The sequence below is a fragment of the Nocardioides sp. Leaf307 genome (assembly GCF_001423135.1).
Lineage (GTDB): Bacteria > Actinomycetota > Actinomycetes > Propionibacteriales > Nocardioidaceae > Nocardioides > Nocardioides kribbensis.
In genome coordinates this window covers 338,847-357,869 of record NZ_LMNY01000002.1, presented here as the reverse complement: position 1 = coordinate 357,869, position 19,023 = coordinate 338,847, and the positions used below count along the sequence as shown (strand labels likewise).

The 19,023-nt window shown below is 75.4% G+C and carries 13 protein-coding genes and 1 pseudogene; 8 read left to right on the top strand and 6 right to left on the bottom strand.

Annotated elements, in window-relative coordinates; all coding sequences use genetic code 11:
• The first annotated feature begins 1 nt into the window (after position 1).
• Positions 2 to 811 carry a DUF1963 domain-containing protein gene (locus ASF50_RS10940; protein WP_056904498.1) on the top strand — a complete coding sequence of 270 codons (810 nt, stop codon included), beginning with the start codon at positions 2 to 4 and terminating at the stop codon, positions 809 to 811.
• Here the strand turns inward: ASF50_RS10940 and ASF50_RS10935 are convergent.
• Positions 792 to 1,811 carry a beta-carotene 15,15'-dioxygenase, Brp/Blh family gene (locus ASF50_RS10935; RefSeq protein WP_056904497.1) on the bottom strand — a complete coding sequence of 340 codons (1,020 nt, stop codon included), beginning with the start codon at positions 1,809 to 1,811 and terminating at the stop codon, positions 792 to 794. The genes ASF50_RS10940 and ASF50_RS10935 overlap by 20 nt on opposite strands.
• Positions 1,812 to 2,026: 215 nt before the next feature.
• Between ASF50_RS10935 and ASF50_RS10930 the strand changes: the two genes are divergently transcribed.
• Positions 2,027 to 2,878, top strand: a complete 852-nt coding sequence (locus tag ASF50_RS10930; protein WP_082503114.1) for a bacteriorhodopsin-like — start codon at positions 2,027 to 2,029, stop codon at positions 2,876 to 2,878.
• Between the two features lie 131 nt (positions 2,879 to 3,009).
• Here the strand turns inward: ASF50_RS10930 and ASF50_RS10925 are convergent, their stop codons facing one another.
• Positions 3,010 to 4,305, bottom strand: coding sequence for an ABC transporter substrate-binding protein (locus ASF50_RS10925; RefSeq protein ID WP_056904496.1), 1,296 nt, complete (start codon positions 4,303 to 4,305; stop codon positions 3,010 to 3,012).
• A 164-nt stretch (positions 4,306 to 4,469) separates the two neighbouring features.
• On the bottom strand, positions 4,470 to 5,276 hold the full coding sequence (locus tag ASF50_RS10920; protein ID WP_200920119.1) for a DUF554 domain-containing protein: 807 nt from the start codon (positions 5,274 to 5,276) through the stop codon (positions 4,470 to 4,472).
• A gap of 128 nt (positions 5,277 to 5,404) precedes the next feature.
• Here ASF50_RS10920 and ASF50_RS10915 point away from each other — a divergent pair, with 128 nt between their 5' ends.
• Entirely contained in the window at positions 5,405 to 5,983 is a 579-nt protein-coding gene (locus ASF50_RS10915; RefSeq protein WP_056904495.1) for a GNAT family N-acetyltransferase, read from the top strand.
• A 54-nt stretch (positions 5,984 to 6,037) separates the two neighbouring features.
• Here ASF50_RS10915 and ASF50_RS10910 read toward each other — a convergent pair whose 3' ends face one another.
• The gene (locus ASF50_RS10910; RefSeq protein WP_056904494.1) at positions 6,038 to 6,481 is read right to left on the bottom strand and encodes a PaaI family thioesterase; all 444 of its coding nucleotides are present in this window, start codon (positions 6,479 to 6,481) and stop codon (positions 6,038 to 6,040) included.
• Positions 6,482 to 6,568: 87 nt separating this feature from the next.
• Here ASF50_RS10910 and polA point away from each other — a divergent pair, with 87 nt between their 5' ends.
• Positions 6,569 to 9,274 carry a DNA polymerase I gene (polA, locus tag ASF50_RS10905; RefSeq protein WP_056862544.1) on the top strand — a complete coding sequence of 902 codons (2,706 nt, stop codon included), beginning with the start codon at positions 6,569 to 6,571 and terminating at the stop codon, positions 9,272 to 9,274.
• Between the two features lie 58 nt (positions 9,275 to 9,332).
• Here the strand turns inward: polA and ASF50_RS10900 are convergent, their stop codons facing one another.
• Positions 9,333 to 10,586, bottom strand: a complete 1,254-nt coding sequence (locus tag ASF50_RS10900) for an oligosaccharide flippase family protein (protein WP_235557643.1) — start codon at positions 10,584 to 10,586, stop codon at positions 9,333 to 9,335.
• 128 nt (positions 10,587 to 10,714) lie between these two features.
• Between ASF50_RS10900 and ASF50_RS10895 the strand changes: the two genes are divergently transcribed.
• Together ASF50_RS10895 and ASF50_RS19020 are read left to right on the top strand one after the other, a co-directional pair.
• A complete protein-coding gene (locus ASF50_RS10895; RefSeq protein WP_056904492.1) occupies positions 10,715 to 12,481 on the top strand; it encodes a hypothetical protein in 1,767 nt (588 codons plus the stop codon).
• Between the two features lie 61 nt (positions 12,482 to 12,542).
• A complete protein-coding gene (locus tag ASF50_RS19020) occupies positions 12,543 to 12,704 on the top strand; it encodes a hypothetical protein (protein ID WP_156697706.1) in 162 nt (53 codons plus the stop codon).
• A 50-nt stretch (positions 12,705 to 12,754) separates the two neighbouring features.
• On the opposite strand, the gene ASF50_RS10890 is transcribed toward ASF50_RS19020, so the two are convergent.
• Complete coding sequence (locus ASF50_RS10890) at positions 12,755 to 14,080, bottom strand: glycosyltransferase family 4 protein (protein ID WP_082503113.1); 1,326 nt, start codon at positions 14,078 to 14,080, stop codon at positions 12,755 to 12,757.
• A 46-nt stretch (positions 14,081 to 14,126) separates the two neighbouring features.
• Between ASF50_RS10890 and ASF50_RS10885 the strand changes: the two genes are divergently transcribed.
• Positions 14,127 to 14,951 (top strand): class I SAM-dependent methyltransferase, encoded by an 825-nt coding sequence (locus tag ASF50_RS10885; protein WP_228942400.1) that lies wholly within the window; start codon positions 14,127 to 14,129, stop codon positions 14,949 to 14,951.
• A pseudogene (locus ASF50_RS19665) lies at positions 14,948 to 17,035 on the top strand (alpha-(1->3)-arabinofuranosyltransferase family protein); the annotation flags it as partial. The gene ASF50_RS10885 and the pseudogene ASF50_RS19665, both read left to right, overlap by 4 nt.
• Positions 17,036 to 19,023 lie beyond the last annotated feature (1,988 nt).

The following is a 19,023-nucleotide window of genomic DNA, read 5'->3' as shown; positions in this document are numbered from 1 at the left end:
CATGACCGCACTCGCCAGCGAGCACCTGACCGCCCTCGCCCGGGAGCACCTCGACGAGGCGGGCGCGAGGGCCTGGCTCGGGGTGCTCCGCCCGGCGGTGCTGCTGAGACCCGCCGGGCCGGGGGAGCCGGCGGTGGCGCGGCTCGGTGGGTCGCCCGACCTCCCACCGGGCGCCGACCGCCCGCGGTGGCCGGGTGAGGGTCGGCTGCGCCTCGTCGCCGAGGTGGACCTCGCCGCGGTGGCCGCCGCCGGCCTCGACGCCGGCCTGCGGCTGGCGAGCACCGGACGGCTGCTCGCCTTCTGCTTCGACGACCCCGACGGCACCGGTGCGATCGTCGACGCCGCCGATCCCGGCACCGCGGCGGGGTGGCGACTGCTCCACCTGGAGGGGGTCGGGCCGGCCCTGGGCGCGCACGCCGCGCTCGCCGGCGTCCAGGTCCTCACCTGGCCCGACAGCGAGCACCCGGTGCTCGAGATCGCCGGGGTCGAGCTCCCCGACGCCATGGAGGAGCGTCTGGGGGAGCTGCTCGACGACGCGGTCGGTGAGGACGCGGTCGGTCACCAGCTCGGAGGCTGGGCCCGTCCGGTGCAGGGAGCGGTGGAGTGGGAGGCGGCCGAGGCCCGGCTGGGCGCGGCGACGTGGGACGAGGAGCACCGCCGCGAGGCGCTGCGGTGGCGCCCGCTGCTGCAGGTCGACGGCGGCGCGGACTCCGCCTGGGGCGACGCGGGCTGCCTCTACTGGCTCGCCCGCACCGACGGCACACGACCGCCGGAGCCCTCCGAGCTGGGCTTCACCTGGCAGACCGGCTGAGTCGGCCGGGGTGCCGGGCGCGGTGGTCGCTCCACAGCACGACCAGCATGTGCGGCACCGTCAGGGCCAGCAGGAGCAGCAGCGTCGTGGCGAGCGCGCGGCTCGGGTCGGCGGCGCGCACGGACCCCGCGAGGAGGGCGGCGAGCACGGCCGTGGCCGCGAGGGTGGGCCACGCGGCGCGGCCGGCCAGGACGCGCACCGCTCGGGCGGGGTCACCCGCGGCGACCCAGGAGGCGCAGCGCTGGTCGTCGAGCAGCAGGCGGGCGCAGTGGCGCAGACCGTGCCAGCCGCCGAACCACAGGGCGAAGGCGGCGAGCGGCGGCACGACCGCCCCGAGGAGGCCGAGCACCAGCACGTCGGCGGCGACCTGACGCTGGCCCGCCCGCAGCGCGGCCGTCGTCGCCACCGCTGCGGCCGCGACCCAGGTCGCGGCGAGCGCGGCCCGCACGACGGGCTCGCCCAGGAGCGGCCCGAGCCCGGGGGAGACCGCGGTGCCGACGTCGACCAGGAGCGGCCCGGCGCGGGCCAGCGGCAGCAGCAGGGCGCCGGCTCCCGCGAGAGCGACCGCGACCGACACGACGGGGCCGGGCCGCCACCCGGAGACCTCCCTGACGACCTCGAGCTCGCCGAGGCCGAAGTGCACCACGCTGAGCAGCAGCACCGCGACCAGGGCCACCGGCCCCGCGGTGGCGAGCAGGACCCAGCTCACCGCGGCGACCGCGGCGTACGCGAGGGCGACCACGGGCCACGACCGACGGGCGAGCCGCGCGGCCACGACGTGGTCGACGGCACCGTGCGGCAGACCGAGGAGCAGCCCGGCGCCCGCGACGGCGAGCACGAGGGGACCCGAGACCCCGGCGGGGACCGGCGCCGCCGCCAGCACGACGGCCCCGCCGACGGCCACGACCGCGAGTCGGCGCGACCAGCGGCACGCGGTGCGGAGCACGTCGACGCGCGCCGGCCCGCCGGCGGGGGCGAGTCGGGGCTCGAGGACGGTCACACCGCGAGTATCGACCTCGGCGACGGCCTCGGGGACCCCTGGACGGCAAAATCTCAACAAAGGATTGAAATATCTTGTTGAAGTTCACGTGGAGGTCCACACTGAGGCTGCGTCAGCGGCCCACCACGGCCCGCATCGGCGCAGGTCAGCGCCACTTGTGCTGACCTGAGGGCGCCGTCGCCCTCCTCGGCCACACGTCAACGGAGGTCGTTCCAGTGATTCCCGATCAACTCACCCAGGGCCAGTACGACACGGTCTACAACCTGCTGTCGCTGGTCATCGCGGCCCAGCTGTTCACCGCGCTGTTCCTCGTCGCCGCCCAGCCGCGCGTGCTGCCGCGCTACCGGCAGGCGCTCCTGGTCTCCGCGGTGGTGTGCGGCATCGCCGCCTACCACTACTTCCGCATCTTCAGCTCCTTCAAGGAGGCCTTCGTCACCGACGCGGTCGGGGGTGAGGGCACCTACACCCAGGCCGTCGGTGCGTCGTTCAACGAGGGCTACCGCTACGTCGACTGGCTGCTCACGGTGCCGCTCCTGCTCGTGGAGCTCGTCGTCGTCCTCGCCCTGGCCCGCAAGCTCCAGGCGTCGCTGCTGTGGCGGCTCGTGCCGGCCTCGGCGCTGATGATCGTCCTGGGCTACCCGGGGGAGATCAGCGACAGCGACGCCCTGCGCCACGTGTTCGGGCTGCTGTCGACCCTGCCGTTCCTCTACATCCTCTACGTGCTCTTCGTGGAGCTGACCCGGTCGCTGGACCGCCAGCCGCCCGCGGTGCGCCAGACCATCTCGCGGCTGCGGATCCTCCTCTTCGCCTCGTGGGGGGTCTACCCGATCGCCTACCTGCTGCCCCTGCTCGGTCTCGACGGCTCCGACGCCTGGGTCGGCAAGCAGGCCGGCTACTCCATCGCCGACATCCTGGCCAAGGCGCTCTACGGCCTGCTCATCTACCGCATCGCGCGCCTGAAGTCCTTCGCCGACGACCCGGCCTTCGAGGCCGCGGAGGAGGGCACGGCGCTCGAGCGGCCCGCCTCGACGCGGGACCGCGGGGCGTCCACCACCACGGTGGCCTGAGCGGGGGGACCGGTGCGCGCGTCGCCCGGTCCCTCCCGCTCCCGTCCGGGCGGGACGGCGCAGGGCCCCGGAGCGGTGCTCCGGGGCCCTGCGGATGAAGCGGGTGCTGGTGGTGCGGTGCCGCGGTCGGCTCAGATGTCGCCGCTGATGTAGTCCACCGGCGAGATCTTGTTCTGCGCGTCGTACTCGTAGATGCCGATCGACGCCGAGGTCGGGCTGCCCAGGTCGCTCAGCTCGATGGGGCCGGAGACACCGTCGTAGTCGATGTCCTCGCCGTCGGCCAGCAGGCCGGCGCACTCCTCGAAGGTGGTGCACTTCGTGCCCTCGCGGGTCACGTCGGGGATCTGCTCGGCGATGGCGTCACCGGCGTCGCTGTCGGCCGCGATCGCGGCCAGGGCGGAGACGATGGTGGCGTCGTAGGACTCCGCGGCGTAGGCGTAGTCCTTGAGGTTGTCGTCGACCGTGGCCAGGCGGTCCTTGAAGTCGGCCGCGGTCTCGGCGCCCGGGATCGTGCCCTTGGTGCCCTCGAGGGTGCCGTCGGGCAGCGGTGCGGTGGCCGACTTGTCGTAGTTGGCGGTGTTGCCGTCGACGAAGTAGGTCGGCAGGTCCTGCGGACCGGCGCCGGCCTGGATCAGCTGCGGGATGATCGAGGTGGTCTCCTCGAAGGCGACCAGCACGACGGCGTCGGCGCCGGAGCCCGCGATCTCCTCCACCTGCGAGTCGTAGGACTGGGCCTTCTCGCCGTAGAACACGGTGGCGGCGACCTGGCTGCCGGCGTTCTCCAGGTTGGTGGCGATCTGCTCGGCCAGGGTCTCGCCGTAGGCGTCCTGGCGGGCGAGGATCGCGACGTTCTGGCGACCGTCCTGCAGCAGCAGGTTGGCCATGACCGCACCCTGGAGGATGTCGGAGGGGGCGGTGCGGAAGTAGTTGTCCGGCTCCGCGTAGTCGCCCTCGTCGAAGGCGGTGGAGGTGTTGGCCGGGGAGAACATGACCGCGCCCGAGGACATGATCTTGTCGATCACGGTGAGCGAGACGCCCGAGGACGCGGCACCGACGATGACGTCGGCGCCCCCGTCGAGGAGCTTGTCGGTCTCGGCCGGGGCGATACCGGAGTCGGTGTCGCCCGAGTCGCCGCGGACGCTCTCGACGTCGGCACCGAGGACGCCGCCGGCCTCGTTGATGTCGTTGACGGCCAGGTCGACGCCGGCGAACTCCGGCGGGCCGAGGAAGGCCAGGCTGCCGGTCTGCGGGAGCAGCGTGCCGAACACCAGGGTGCCGTCGCCCTCCGCGGTCGGGGCCGAGGACCCGCTGTCGGAGCTGGTGGAGCTGGGCTCCTCGTCGCCCGAGTCGCTGCCGCAGCCTGCGAGCACCATCGCGCTGGCAGCCGCAACGGCGGCGAGGCGGATCGTGGTGGATCTACGCTTCATCTGTCCTCCGGGATCTCGTGGCACCGTGGTCGGGGTCACGGCACAGGAGGCAACCTAGTGCGCAGGGGCCGCTTTGGTACCCCGCTTGCGCAGGCTGAAACGTTTGTGGCCGATTCGTGACCTTGGGGCCGGATCGGTGCCCCGGGGGGCCCGTCACGCGAGGATCAGCGGTACGCCGCGAGCGCCGTCACCAGCAGCGGGGCCACGAGCAGCGCCGGCAGCAGGTCGGCCACGGCCACCTCGCGGATGCGCAGCAGCCGCAGCGCGACCCCGACGAGCAGCAGCCCGCCGGTGGCCGTGATCGCGGCGAGCTGGGCGTCGGGGAGCACGTCGCCCAGCGCGAGCCCGACCAGGGTGAGCCCGCCCTGCACGGTGACGACGGTGAGCACCGAGGCGGCCACGCCCCACCCGAAGGAGGCCGCGAAGGCGATGGCGGCGAAGAAGTCGAGGGTCGACTTCAGGTAGAGCTGGTCGGCGCCGTTGCCGAGGCCGTCGTTGAGGGAGCCCAGGATGGTCAGCGGCCCGGTGCAGAAGACCAGCGAGGCCACGACGAAGCCCTCGACGAAGCGTCGGCGCCGCTCGCCCGCCGCCGCTCCCGGTCCTGCGGCCTCAGGTGCCGCGGCGTCCGGTGCTGCGTCACCCGGCCCGGAGGCCCCGCCGAGGCGGCGCTGCAGCCAGGCCCCCAGCTGCTCGACGCGCTGCTCCAGGCGCAGCGTGGAGCCGACGATCCCGCCGACCAGCATGGCGCCGAGGACGACGAGCACCGGGGCGCTGCTGCCGACGGCGTCGCTCAGGTCGGGGGAGAGCACCTCCATCGCCGAGGTGGCGGCGATGAGCAGCGTGACGAGGCCGAGGGCGTCGGTGACCAGCTCGCGGGTGCGGGTCGGCAGCCGGTTGCCCAGCAGGACGCCCAGCCCGGAGCCCAGCAGGACCGTCGCGACGTTGACGAGCGTGCCGGCACCGGGGATCACGGGACTCCTCTGACAGTCGATCGGGTGGGAGCGTAGTCTCAACGGCGCGTCACACGCACGAAGGGGGCTCGCCGGGGGGCGCCCACCACGGACGGGCCCTGCCGAGGGCCCAGGGGAGGGTCGGGTCGATGACACGCTCGCAGGTCTCGCTGCGGCCCGCCGAGGTCGCCGACGCCCTGTTCCTGGCCGAGCTGTGGGCCGACTCGCTGCGTCGCACCGACCTGCAGGAGCAGGTCGCGGACCTCGAGGTGGTCATCAAGTCGGCCGCCGACTCGCCCGAGCAGCGGCTGCTGGTGGCCGAGCACGACGGCGAGCCGGCCGGCGCGGTCTACCTCCGCGTGGCCACGGTCAGTCCGATCAACCTCGAGCCGGTCGTGCAGGCGCTCTCGCCCCACGTGCTGCCGGCCTACCGCCGCCGCGGCATCGGCCGCACCCTCATGGAGTCGGCCGTCGCCTACGCCGAGGAGCTCGGCGTCGCCCACGTGATGACCGCGGCCGACTCCGGCTCCCGCGACGCCAACCGCTTCATGGCCCGCCTCGCGCTCGCCCCGCAGGCGACCGTCAGGGTCGCGGCCACCGCGCTGGTGCGCAGCAAGATCGAGGCCCAGCGCCCCGGCGCCGGGCGCGGGCTCACCAGCCGGCAGCGCGGGCAGGTGCTCGCCGCCCGCCGCTCGCTGCGGCGCAAGGAGTCCCAGGCCGAGGCCTGAGCCCGCTCCGTCGACAGGGCCCCGGCCGGTCCGAGGACCACCCGGGGCGCCGGGTCACATGCCCAGCTGCTCCTTGGGCACCAGCGCGCAGGTGATGCGCGCGGTGCAGACCCGCTTGCCGCGCTCGTCGGTGACCACGACCTCGAAGCACGCCGAGGAGCGCCCCAGGTGCACCGGGGTCGCGGTGCCCGTCACCAGGCCCGCGGTCGCCGAGCGGTGGTGGGTGGCGTTGATGTCGACGCCCACCGCGACCTTGCCGAGCGGGTCGGCGTGCAGCGCCGAGCCCATCGAGCCGAGGCTCTCGGCCAGCACGACCGAGGCCCCGCCGTGCAGCAGGCCGTAGGGCTGGGTGTTGCCCTCGACGGGCATGGTCGCCACGACCCTGTCGGCGGAGAACTCGACGAGCTCGATGCCCATCTTCTCGTTCAGCCCACCCATGCCGTGGGGCAGGGAGGCCATCAGGTCGTCGGTGGACCGGGGTGCGGAGGTCTGGCTCATGGGGCTCAACCTAGCGGGGTCGCGGCACCGGCCGGGCCCTCCGGCGGCGCGGGTGGCGGTGTCCCCGGCGACGGATAGAGTCGCCGGGTGCCCGAGACGACGCCCGCTCCCGACGCCTCCGCCCGCCCGCGACTGCTGCTGCTCGACGGCCACTCGCTGGCCTACCGCGCCTTCTTCGCGCTGCCGGTGGAGAACTTCTCGACGACCACGGGGCAGCACACCAACGCCGTCTACGGCTTCACCTCGATGCTCATCAACGTGCTGCGCGACGAGCAGCCGACGCACCTCGCGGTGGCCTTCGACGTCTCCCGGCAGACCTTCCGGCTGGAGGAGTACTCCGAGTACAAGGCCAAGCGCAACAAGACCCCCAGCGAGTTCGGCAGCCAGCTGCCGCTGATCGAGGAGGTCCTCGGGGCGCTGCGGGTGCCGTTCCTGAAGAAGGACGGCTTCGAGGCCGACGACATCATCGCCACGCTGGTGACCCAGGCCCAGGCCGACGGCATGGACGTGCTCGTGCTGACCGGCGACCGCGACTCGCTGCAGCTGGTCACCGAGGCCTGCACGGTGCTCTACCCCATGCGCGGCGTCTCCGACCTGGCCCGGATGACCCCGGAGGCCGTGGAGACCAAGTACGGCGTGCCCCCGCACCGCTACCCCGAGCTGGCCGCGCTGGTCGGCGAGGACTCCGACAACCTCCCCGGCGTGCCCGGGGTCGGCCCGAAGACCGCGGCCAAGTGGATCGCGCAGTACGACGGCCTCGACAACGTCATCACCCACGCCGACGCCATCAAGGGCAAGGCCGGCGACAACCTGCGCGCCCACCTCGGCGACGTGATCCGCAACCGTCGCCTCAACGCCCTCGTGCGCGACCTCGACCTCGAGCTGCTGCCCGCCGACCTCGCGATGCGGCCCTGGGACCGCCAGGAGGTCCACACCCTCTTCGACGGGCTGGAGTTCCGCGTGCTGCGCGACCGGCTCTTCGAGACCCTGACCTCGGAGGAGGAGGTCGACGGTCCCGGCTTCGAGGTCGGCGGCACCACCCTGGGCGCCGATGAGCTGGGCCCGTGGCTGGAGGAGACCGGCGACGGCGTCGTGGGTCTGCACGTGCGGGGCGCGTGGGGCGCCGGCTCCGGTCGCGTCGACGGCCTCGCGCTGGCCGCCCCCGGTGATCGCACGGCCTACGTCGACGCCGCCACCCTGACCCCCGCCGACGACGCCGCCCTCGCGGCGTGGCTCGGCGACGCCGCCCGGCCCAAGGTGCTCCACGACGCCAAGGGCCCTGTGCTGGCGCTGGCCGCCCACGGCTGGACCCTGCGCGGCCTGCAGAGCGACACCGCGATCGCGGCGTACCTCGTGCGGCCCGACCAGCGCTCCTACGACCTGGCCGACCTCACGCTGCGCTACCTGCGCAGGGAGCTGCGCGAGGAGACCGACGGCGACCAGGGCCTGCTCTTCGACGAGGACGAGGCCGTCGCCGACGTCGCGATGCTGCGCGCCCGCGCCGTCGTCGACCTCGCCGAGGCCCTCGACACCGCGGTGGAGGAGCACGGCGGGCGCGAGCTCATGGCGCAGGTCGAGCTGCCGCTGGTGGAGCAGCTGGCCCGCATGGAGCAGGTCGGCATCGCCGTCGACACCGACCACCTGGAGGCGCTGGAGTCCCACTTCGCCGACGAGGTCAAGCAGGCCGCCGACGAGGCCTTCGCCGTCATCGGCAAGGAGATCAACCTCGGCTCGCCCAAGCAGCTGCAGGTGGTGCTCTTCGACGAGCTCGACATGCCCAAGACCAAGCGCACCAAGACCGGCTGGACCACCGACGCCGACGCGCTGCAGGCGCTCTACGTCAAGACCGAGCACCCGTTCCTGCTGCACCTGCTGCGCCACCGCGACGTCATCCGGCTGCGCCAGACCATCGAGGGCCTGCTCAAGACCGTGGCCCCCGACGGGCGCATCCACACCACCTACAACCAGACGATCGCCGCCACCGGCCGGCTCTCCAGCACCGACCCCAACCTGCAGAACATCCCCATCCGCACCGAGGAGGGTCGGCGCATCCGCGAGGCCTTCGTGGTCGGTCGCGAGGCCGACGGCGCCGACTTCGAGTGCCTGATGACCGCCGACTACAGCCAGATCGAGATGCGCATCATGGCCCACCTCTCCGAGGACGCCCTGCTCATCGAGGCCTTCAGGTCGGGTCGCGACTTCCACTCGATCACCGCGGCCCGGGTCTTCGACACCCCGGCCGACGCGGTCACCGTCGAGCAGCGGGCCAAGATCAAGGCCATGAACTACGGCCTGGCCTACGGGCTCTCGGCCTTCGGGCTCTCCCAGCAGCTCGGCATCGAGCCGGGCGAGGCCCGCGGGCTGATGGAGGAGTACTTCGAGACCTTCGGCGGCATCCGCGACTACCTCGAGGGCATCGTCGAGGAGGCCCGTCGCTCGGGCTTCACCGAGACCATCATGGGTCGCCGTCGCTACCTGCCCGACCTCACCAGCGACAACCGTCAGCGCCGCGAGATGGCCGAGCGGATGGCGCTCAACGCCCCCATCCAGGGCTCGGCCGCCGACATCATCAAGGTCGCGATGCTGCGGGTGGAGGAGGCGATCGCCGCCGAGGGGCTGCGCTCGCGGATGCTGCTCCAGGTGCACGACGAGCTCGTGCTCGAGGTCGCCGCCGGTGAGCGGGAGGCCCTCGAGGCCCTCGTGCGCACCCACATGGGCGGCGCCGCCGACCTGGCCGTGCCGCTCGACGTCTCCGTCGGCACCGGCCGCAGCTGGCACGACGCGGCCCACTAGCCGTCCCCGGCCGGACGCACGCTCCCGTCGCCGGTGGTGCCGGAGGGCGCGGGCGGGCTCAGTCGCCGACGCGCGCCGGTGCCGCCTCGGGGGCGACGGCCGGGCGGTCGAGCAGGGCCAGGGTGAGCAGGCACACGAAGAGGCAGGCGTCGATGACGACGACCAGCACGATGAGCGAGCCCACCGACTCCACCGTCAGCGCTCCCGCGACGAGCACGACGAGCCCGGTCCACAGCGCCAGGATCGCGCGGCCCTGGCGACGGGCCAGGGCGGAGTAGAGGAGCAGCTGCAGCATCGCCAGCAGGGTGCCGACGATGGCGAAGAGCCACAGCTCGGACTTGATGTCGTCGAAGTCGGAGCCGCCGACGAAGAGCAGCGCCAGGTCGGGCAGGAGCAGGGTGCCGCCGAGCGCGCACGCCCCGAGGACCGCGGTGGTCGACAGCGACAGCAGCAGGGCGCGACGGCTGGCGCCGTCGGAGGCCATGCTGGGGAAGGCGATGACCACGACGAACTGCGGCAGGAAGAGCACCGCCTTGACCAGGATCAGACCGGCGGCGTAGAGGCCCGCCTGGTCGTCGGGCAGCACGGCGCGGGCGACCAGGATGTCGGCGTTGGAGAGGGCGAAGAAGGCGAAGAGGGCCTGGCTGCTGCGACCGACCTCGCGCAGCAGCTCCACGCCGGGGTGGCCCTCGGGTGTCTCGACCTCGGGGCGGGGACGCCGCAGCGCGACCCAGCCGACCAGCACCGGCAGCCAGGCGCCGAGCGCCACGCCGAGCATCGCGGCGAACTCGGTCGGCCACACCGCCATCAGCCCCAGTCCGCAGGCGACGCGGCCGAGCCCCTGGGTGAGGTAGACCAGGGCCAGCGGCTCCCAGCGGCGCTCGCCCTGGAGCACCCCGGCCTGCGCACCCATGAGGGTCAGCGGCGCCGCCGCGAGGGCGACCAGCATCGCGGTGGGCAGGCTGTGGAGCTGGAGCACGGTGTTGAGCACGGGGGAGGCGAGCAGGCACAGCGCGCCGAGTCCCAGCGCGCTGCGCACCCCGACGCCGAGCACGACCCGCTCGATCTCCTCGGTCTGCGCCGGCGCCGCCGAGATCCGCCGGGCACCCGTGGCCTGGAGGCCCAGCGACAGCACGTTGACCACGAGCAGGACGCCCATGAGGGCGGAGAAGGCGCCGAAGGGCTCGCGGCCGAGCAGGTGCGCCGCGGCCACGGTGTAGCCGTAGGTGGCGACGTTCATGACGCCCATCGCCACGGCGATCGAGGCGCCACCGCGCAGGCGCCGGGTGGTCGGCGCGGTCGTGGAGGTCACGGGCACGAACACTACGACGGGGCGCGCCGCCGGTGGTGCCCGGACGCTCCGGCCGGGGTGGTTGGATCACCGCGACCCCGCGCGCGACGGACGACGAGGGCGTCGACGAGGGGAGGACGAGGGGGACCGTGACCGACACCGGACAGTACGACCCCTCCGAGCGCCGCGTGGTCGACCCCCGGCGCACGCCGCCCTGGCTGGTGCCGCTGTGGTCGCTGCTCCTGGCGGTCCTGCTGCTCGGGCCGGCCCTCGCGCCGGGCTACGTGCTGACCTTCGACATGGTGTGGGTGCCCGACCTGGCCCTGCGACCCGACGTGTGGGGGCTGGGCTCGGGGCTGCCGCGGGCGGTGCCCTCCGACGCGGTGGTCGGGCTGCTCGACGAGGTGGTCGGCGGCATGGTGCTGCAGAAGGTCGTGCTCCTGGGGAGCCTGGTCGCCGGCGGCGTGGGGGCCGCGCGGCTGGCGCCCGGCCCGACCCCGGTGCGGCTGCTCGCCGTCGGGCTGTGGCAGTGGAACCCCTTCGTGGTCGAGCGGCTCGTGCTCGGCGCCTGGCCCGTCCTGGTCGCCTACGCCGCGCTGCCGTGGCTGCTGCTGCTCGCGCGGGAGTGGCGCGTGGTGGGCCGCGCGCCCCGCCGGCTGTGGCTGGTGGTGCCGCTGGCCTGCCTGAGCGCGAGCGCGGGCCTGGCCTCGGCGCTCGTGCTCGTGCTGGCCGCCTGGGGGCGCGGCCGGCGTCGCGCGGTGCTGGCGATGGCGGCGGCCGGCAACGCGCCGTGGCTGGTGGCGGGGGCGCTGCACGCGTCGGTGGCGACCACCGACGCGGCGGGCGCGCGTCTCTTCGCGCTGCAGGGGGAGGGCGCGGTGCCGGGTCCGCTGGCCGCGCTGACCCTGGGTGGGGTGTGGAACGTCGAGGTCGTGCCGCCCAGCCGCCTGGGCGCCACGGGATGGGTGGCGCTGGTCGTGCTCGTGGCGCTGGCCCTGCTCGGCTCACGCGCCTGGTGGCGGGCGACGCCGGCGCGGGAGCGGGGCGTGCTGCTGGCCGCGTGGGCGACCGGGTGGCTGCTCGCCGCGCTCACCTGGGCCGTGCCCGACGCGCTGGGCTCGCTGGCGGCGACCGTGCCAGGGCTGGGCCTGCTGCGCGACGGGTCGCGGCTGCTGCTGCTGTGCGCGCCGCTGCTGGTGCTCCTCGTGGCCCACGGCGCCGGTGTGCTGCTCGCGCTGGCGCGTCGCTCGGCGGCCCCGGTGCTGCCGCTGGCGGTGGCGGGGGCCGCGGTGCTGCTGCCCGTCGCGCTGCTGCCCGACGCGACGTGGGGCGCGGCGGGCCGGCTGGGCGCCGTCGACCTCCCGTCGTCGTGGGCCGCGGCGCGCCCGGTGGTCTCGGCCGCCGCGGCCCCCAGCGGGGGCGACGTGCTCGTCCTGCCCGCCTCGAGCTACCGCCGGCCGGCGTGGAACGGCGACCGGAAGGTGCTCGACCCCCTCGGTCGCTACCTGGCGCCCGACTACGTCGCCGACGACTCCCTCGTGGTCGACGGCACGGCCGTCGCCGGGGAGGACCCCCGCGCCCGCGCGGCGCTGGCCGCGCTCGACGCGGGCACCCCCGGGGCCGCCGCCGCGGAGCTCGCCGCCCTGGGCGTCGCGGTGGTGGTGGTCGACCTCGAGGCCGCCGCCGCCCTCTCCGCTGACGTGCCCGACGTGGCCGGGCAGGTGCTGGTCGACGGGCCCGAGCTCCGGGTCGTGCGTCTCGCCGGGGTCGAGGCGGACCCGTCCCCGCGCGGCTGGGTGGTGGCGCTGGTGCTCGCCTGGACGGCGTACCTGGGGGGACCCGCGGTGGTGGGCGTGCTGGCCCTGCCGACCGGGGTGCGGGCCGCGGCGCGCCGCCTGCGCAGGAAGTCGGCGTGAAGTCCGCCTGAGACCGTCGTCACTGTTAGGCTCTCCCCGAACTCAGGGAGGGGTTTACACAGTGGGAACTATTCTCAGCACGGTCGCGGCCGTCCTCGTCGGCGGCGCCATGGCCACCGCCACCATCGTCGGTGTCGTCTCGTCGCAGACGCAGAAGCCCGATCAGAGCCCGGTGAGCGTCACCGACGCCTCGCAGGTCGTCGGCTACGGCTCGACCAACTGACGCAGCGGCGCAGCGGCGCCGTCACCCAGCGTGCCCGGAGGGGCCGGAGGTCATCGCGACCGCCGGCCCCTCCTGGCGTCCAGGGCCCGCCGGGCCCGTGCGAGCGGGCCGGCGCCCGTGCCCCCGCGCCGCGCCCGCGTGCGGCGGGGCCGCACGTCGGCGACCACCTCGGGGTCCTGGCTCTCGACGTGGCGCCCTTCCACCGCAGCGAGCAGCACGAGGGCGAAGGCCTGCTGGGCGGCCTCCCACGTGTAGGTGCGGCTGACGCGCCGGGCGCCCTCGCCCAGCCGCCCGCGCAGGGCGTCGTCGGTGAGCACGGCCCGCAGGGCGTCGGTGAAGGCGTCCTGGTCGTCGACCAGCAGCCCCGAGTCGCCGTCCTCGACCGACTCCTGGGTGCCCCCGGCGGAGCGGTAGGCGACGGTGGGGGTGGCGTGCATGCCGGCCTCGCCGATCACCAGGCCCCAGCCCTCCTTGAGGGAGGGCAGGGCGAGCACCCAGGCACGCTCGTAGACCTCGTGCTTGCGCTCCTCGGTGACGTGGCCCTCCAGCGTCACCAGGTCGTCGGCGCCGAGGGCCGCGACGTGCTCGGCCAGCTGCGCCTCCCACCAGCCGCTGCCGACGACGCTGAGGTGCAGGCCGGGCACCTCCTCGCGCAGCGCGACGACCGCGTCGACGGCGTGCTCGACCTGCTTGTGGGGCACCACCCTGCCGACGACGGCGACGAGCGGCCGGGGGGAGGGGCCGGGGTCGACCGGCACCCACGGGTCGGTGCCGTTGTGCACCACGGCGACCCGGGGGCCGCGCACCCCGAGCGCCCGCAGCTCGCGGGCGGTGGCGCGCGAGACGGCGACGTACTGGGAGCGGCGGTAGAGCCTCGGTGCGAGGCGCCGCTCGATCCACCAGCCGACCCGGCCCACCAGCCCGGGGTAGACCACGGGCCACTGCTCGCGGTGCACGTGGTGCACGAGCACGACGACGGGGGCACGGGTGACGAGACGGCTGAAGAAGGGCAGGCCGTTCTGCACGTCGACGACCACGTCGGGGTCGCCGAGGTCGCCGCGGCGCAGCGCGCGCATGCCCTCGAGGTAGACCGAGAGCTTCGTGCCGCGCCGCACGAACCGGACGCCGTCGACCACCTGCTCGGGCGGTGCCGCGGCGTGGGCGGCGCAGAAGACGGTGACCTCGCAGCCGCGCGCGACCAGCCCCGCCGCCATCTTCTCCAGGTAGCGCTCCGCGCCCCCGCCCTCGGGGTTGCTGGTGTCGCGCCAGCTGAGGAACACCACCGAGGTGCCGGCCAGCGAGGCGGCCAGCGGGTCGGCCAGCGGGTCGGAGGACGGGTCGGCCGGGCGGTCGGCCGGTGACGGGCGAGCGTGCATCCGGCGGACACTACCAACGCGGCTACCAGCGGGTAGTCTCGCCGCCGTGCGTCGCCCCAGCTCCCTCCTGCCCCGCCGCCGACCCGGCGAGGTCCGAGCCTCCGGACGCGGGCGTGGCCGGGTGTTCCCGACCGGTCCGCGCAGCGCTCGTCGCCGCGCGACCTGGGGGCGGGCGACCCGGCTGCTGGGGGAGTTCCGCCACGAGCAGAGCGATCCCGCGCGCTTCTACACCGCGCTCGCCGACGACTCCGCGACCCAGCTGGGGTCCTACGTCGACCTGCGCGGCGCCACGCTGCTCGACGTGGGCGGCGGCCCCGGCTACTTCCGCGACGCGTTCCGCGCGGCGGGGGCGACGTACTTCTCCCTCGACTCCGACGTCGGCGAGCTCTCCGGCCTCGGCGGCATCGCCGGCGGCACGGTCGTCGGCAGCGGGATGCGGCTGCCCTTCCGCGACGGCGCGGTCGACGTCTGCTACTCCTCCAACGTCCTCGAGCACGTCTCCGACCCGTGGCTGATGTGCGAGGAGATGCTGCGCGTCACCCGGCCCGGCGGCACGACCTTCATCAGCTGGTGCCTGTGGTGGGGCCCGTGGGGCGGCCACGAGACCTCGCCGTGGCACCTCGTGGGCGGCCGCTACGCGCGTCGCCGCTACGCCCGCACGCACGGCCACGAGCCCAAGAACAAGTACGGCGAGTCGCTGTTCGCCGTCACCGTCGCCGCCGGGCTCGACTGGGCGGCGCGCCAGCAGGACGCCGAGGTCGTGGCCGTCCTGCCGCGCTACAACCCCCGCTGGTCGTGGTGGATGCTGCGCGTGCCGGTGCTGCGCGAGGTCGTGACCTGGAACCTCGTGCTGGTGCTGCGCAAGCGATGACCGCCACCTTCCGGCTGCGGCTGCTCGCCGCGTGCCTGGTGGTCGTGGGGGTGGCCTTCGTCCAGGACCCCGGCTACCTCGTCGCCGACACCAAGCTCGACCTCGCCGCCGCGCCCGCCGACTTCCTGGGCCGGGCCCTGCACCTGTGGGACGGCGAGGGCGCCTTCGGCCAGCTGCAGAACCAGGCCTACGGCTACCTGTGGCCGATGGGACCGTTCTTCCTCCTCGGCGGGCTCGTCGACCTGCCCGGCTGGGTGGTGCAGCGGCTGTGGGTGGGCCTGGTCATGGCGGTGGCACTCAGCGGGGCCGCGCGGGTCACCCGGGCGCTGGGGGTGCGCTCCGACCTGGCCTCCCTCACGGCGGGCTTCGCCTTCGCGCTCTCGCCGCGGCTGCTGACCACGCTCGGCCCGATCAGCATCGAGGCGTGGCCCAGCGCCCTGGCGCCCTGGGTGCTGCTGCCGCTGGTGCGCGGTGCCACGGTGGGGTCGCCCCGCCGTGCCGCGGCCCTCTCCGCCCTGGCGGTCGCCATGGTCGGCGGCGTCAACGCGGCCGCGACCTTCGCGGTGCTGCCGCTGGGCGTGGTGTGGCTGCTCACCCGCACCCCCGGACCGCGGCGGCGCGCGCTGATGCTGTGGTGGCCGCTCTTCACGCTCCTCGGCACGCTGTGGTGGCTGGTGCCGCTCTTCGTGATGGGCGCCTACAGCCCGCCGTTCCTCGACTACATCGAGACGACGTCGGTCACGACCTTCCCGACCACGCTCTTCGACGTCCTGCGCGGCACCTCGAACTGGGTGCCCTACGTCGACCCCGCCTCGCGCGCCGGCAACGACCTGATCACCACCGCGACCCTCGTGCTCAACAGCGGTGTGGTGCTGCTGCTCGGCGTGGCCGGGCTGGCCCACCGCCGCACGCCGCACCGCTCCTTCCTCGTGCTCTCGGTGCTCCTCGGCGTGCTCATGGTCGGGGCCGGCCACACCGGGGCGGTCGAGGGCTGGTGGGCCGCGGACGTGCGCGGGCTGCTCGACGGCGCGCTGGCCCCGCTGCGCAACGTGCACAAGTTCGACCCCGTGCTGCGCCTGCCGCTGGTGGTGGGCCTGGCCCTCGTGCTCGACCGGGTGCTGGCGCGTGGTCGCGACGACCGTGCCGACGTGGGTGCCCCGCAGGGGCCCGGCGCCGGTCCGCAGGCGCGCCTGGAGCGGGTCAACCGCGCGGCGGTCGTGGCGATGGCGCTGGCGGTCGTGGCCGGCGCGGCGCTGCCGGCGGCGCTGGGCCGGGTGACCCCGGCCGGCGCGACCCTCGGGGTGCCGTCGTACTGGGAGGAGACCGCGGCCTGGCTGGCGGCCCAGGACGACATGGACCCCGGCGGCACCGACCTGCTGGTGCCGGGCTCGGCCTTCGGGGAGTACGTGTGGGGCGGCCCGCGCGACGAGCCGCTGCAGTGGCTGGCCGACGCGCCCTGGGCGGTGCGCAACGTGATCCCGCTGACCCGCCCGGGCAACATCCGCATGCTCGACGCGATCGAGGACCGGCTGGCCCAGGGCGAGGGGTCGGCGGCGCTGGTGGCCTACCTGCAGCGCGCCGGGGTCGAGCACCTCGTGGTGCGCAACGACCTGGCCCGCGACGGCGACGTGCCCGACCCCGTGCTGGTGCGCGCCGCCCTGGCCGACAGCCCGGGGCTGGAGCGGGTGGCGACCTTCGGGCCCGACGTCGGCGGTGGCTCGCTGCTCGACGAGGTCGACGGCGAGCGGGTGCTCGTCAACGGCGGCTGGCAGTCGCTGCAGGCCGCGGTCGAGGTGTGGGCGGTGCCCGACGGCGGTCGGCTCGCGGTGGGCACCGAGCAGCCCGTGGTCGTGGCCGGCGGCCCCGAGGACCTGCTGGACCTGTCGCGGCTCGGGCTCCTCGGCGACACCCCGACCGTGCTCGCCGCCGACGGTGCGGAGGGCGCCGGTGCCCTGGTCGGCGACGACGGGGGCCTCGAGGCCCCGGTGGTGCTGACCGACGGGCTCCGCGCCCGCGAGCGCGGCTTCGCCCGCCTCCACGACGGCGCCTCGGCCGCGCTGACGCCCGGCGACGTGCGGCGCACCGGCAACCCGGCGCGCGACTACCTGCCCGCCGACGCCGGGCGCTGGTCGACGACGGTCCGGCTCGAGGGCGCGCGCGCCGTCTCGGCGTCCTCCTCGGCCTCCGACGCCACCGCGGTCGGTGGCGCGCGCCGCGGCGCGCTGCCCTACGCCGCGGTCGACGGCGACCCCGCGACGGCCTGGGAGACGGCCCCGCTGTCCTCCTCGTCGGCGTGGTGGCGCCTCGACCTCGAGCAGCCCCTGGCCGGCGGCACCGTGCGGCTCGAGGGCGGGCCCGGCGCCACCGACGACCAGCTCGTGCGGCTGCGCACCGAGGCCGGCGTCGGTGAGGAGCTGCGCCTGGGCCCCGGCGACGTGCGCGAGACGACGCTGCCGGCCGGGGAGACCGCCTGGGTCGGGGTCGAGGACGCCTCCGGGGTGGCCGGCCGCGCGCTGTCGCTGGCGGAGGTCGTGCTGCCCGGCGTCGACGTACGCCGCCGGCTCGTGCTGCCGACCCTGCCCGAGGCGTGGGGCGACCCGGCCGCGGTCGTGCTGCGACGCGACCGCGACGCCCGCCGCGGCTGCGTCGTCGTGGACGGCGACGTGCGCTGCGTGGCCGGCCGCGACCGCGACGACGAGGAGGCCGCCGGCCTGAGCCGCGCGTTCACCCTCGACGCCGCCTCGGCGTGGGACACCCGGCTGAGCCTGGTGCCGCGCGGCGGGCCCGAGCTGGACCGGCTCGCCCTGCGCGACCAGCCGGTCTCGGTCGGCGCCAGCAGCACCGCCGTGCCCGACCCGCGCGGTGGTGCGGTGGCCGCCGTCGACGGCGACCCCGGCACGACCTGGAGCGCCGACCCCGACGACCTGCGCCCGGCGCTCGAGCTCTCCTGGCTCGGCCAGCGCACGCTGCGACGGATCGCGGTCGACGTCGACGAGGACGCCGCGGTGCGTGCCCCGACCCGGCTGCGGCTCACCTGGCCCGACGGCCAGCGCACCGTCGACCTCGACGACGGCCGGGCGCGCCTCGTGCCGATCCGCACCGACCGGCTCCGCGTCGAGGTGCTCGAGGCCGACGACACCACGAGCCTCGACTTCTCCGCCGCCGGCATCGACCTGGGGGTGGGCGTCTCGGAGATCGACCTGGGCGGGGTGGAGTACCTCCCGCTGGCGCTGCCCACCGAGCCGGTGGCCTACCCCTGTGGCACCGGCCCCGACGTCGTCGTCGACAGCGAGGTGCTGCCCACCGCGCTGGATGCCGCGCCCGCCGACCTCGCCCGCGGCGAGGTCGTCGACGGCCGCCTCTGCGGCGGCGCCACCCTCGACCTGCCCGCCGGCGAGGTCCTGGTCGACGCCCCCAGCAGCGCCGCGCTCGGCGTCGACGCGCTCGTGCTCACCGACCCCGCGCAGGCCGCCCTCCCGCTGGGCGCGGGGGAGCAGGCCCTGCCGTGGCGCCGGACCCCGGACACCCGCACGGTGGAGCCCGCCGCCGGCGACGCGCTCGTGGTGCTGCGGCAGAACGCCAACGCCGGCTGGCGCGCCTCGCAGGAGGGGGTCGACCTGACCCCGGTGGTCGTCGACGGCTGGCAGCAGGGCTGGCTGCTCCCCGACGCCGCGGCCCCCTCCGCGACCGCTGGAACGGCCACGGGAACGGCCACGGGAGCGGAGCCCGAGGCCGCCCCGGTCGAGGCGGTGTTCGCACCCGACCGCGCCTACCGCACCGGTCTGCTGGCCGGGCTGGTCGGGCTGGTGGCGCTGCTCGTCCTCGTGCTGCTCGGCCGACGCCGCGGGTGGCCCGACGACGCCGCACCGCTGACCGACCGCCGGGTGCCGGGCGCCCTGCTGGCCGGCGTCGGGCTGCTCGGCGCGGGCGCCGTGGCCGGCTGGCCCGGCGTGGTCGTGGCGGCCGTCGTCACGGTGCTCGTGCGGGGTGCGGCCGGGCTGCTGGAGCGCCGAGGGGCGGGTGACGCGCTCGCCTGGGCGGTCGCCGTGCCCGTCCTCGTCGTCGCCGGCGC

Coding starts and splice junctions, on each gene's coding strand:
- ASF50_RS10940 (WP_056904498.1), top strand. CDS start 2: ATGACCGCACTCGCCAGCGAGCACCTGACCGCCCTCGCCCGGGAGCAC.
- ASF50_RS10925 (WP_056904496.1), bottom strand. CDS start 4,305: ATGAAGCGTAGATCCACCACGATCCGCCTCGCCGCCGTTGCGGCTGCC.
- ASF50_RS10915 (WP_056904495.1), top strand. CDS start 5,405: ATGACACGCTCGCAGGTCTCGCTGCGGCCCGCCGAGGTCGCCGACGCC.
- ASF50_RS10910 (WP_056904494.1), bottom strand. CDS start 6,481: ATGAGCCAGACCTCCGCACCCCGGTCCACCGACGACCTGATGGCCTCC.
- ASF50_RS10890 (WP_082503113.1), bottom strand. CDS start 14,080: ATGCACGCTCGCCCGTCACCGGCCGACCGCCCGGCCGACCCGTCCTCC.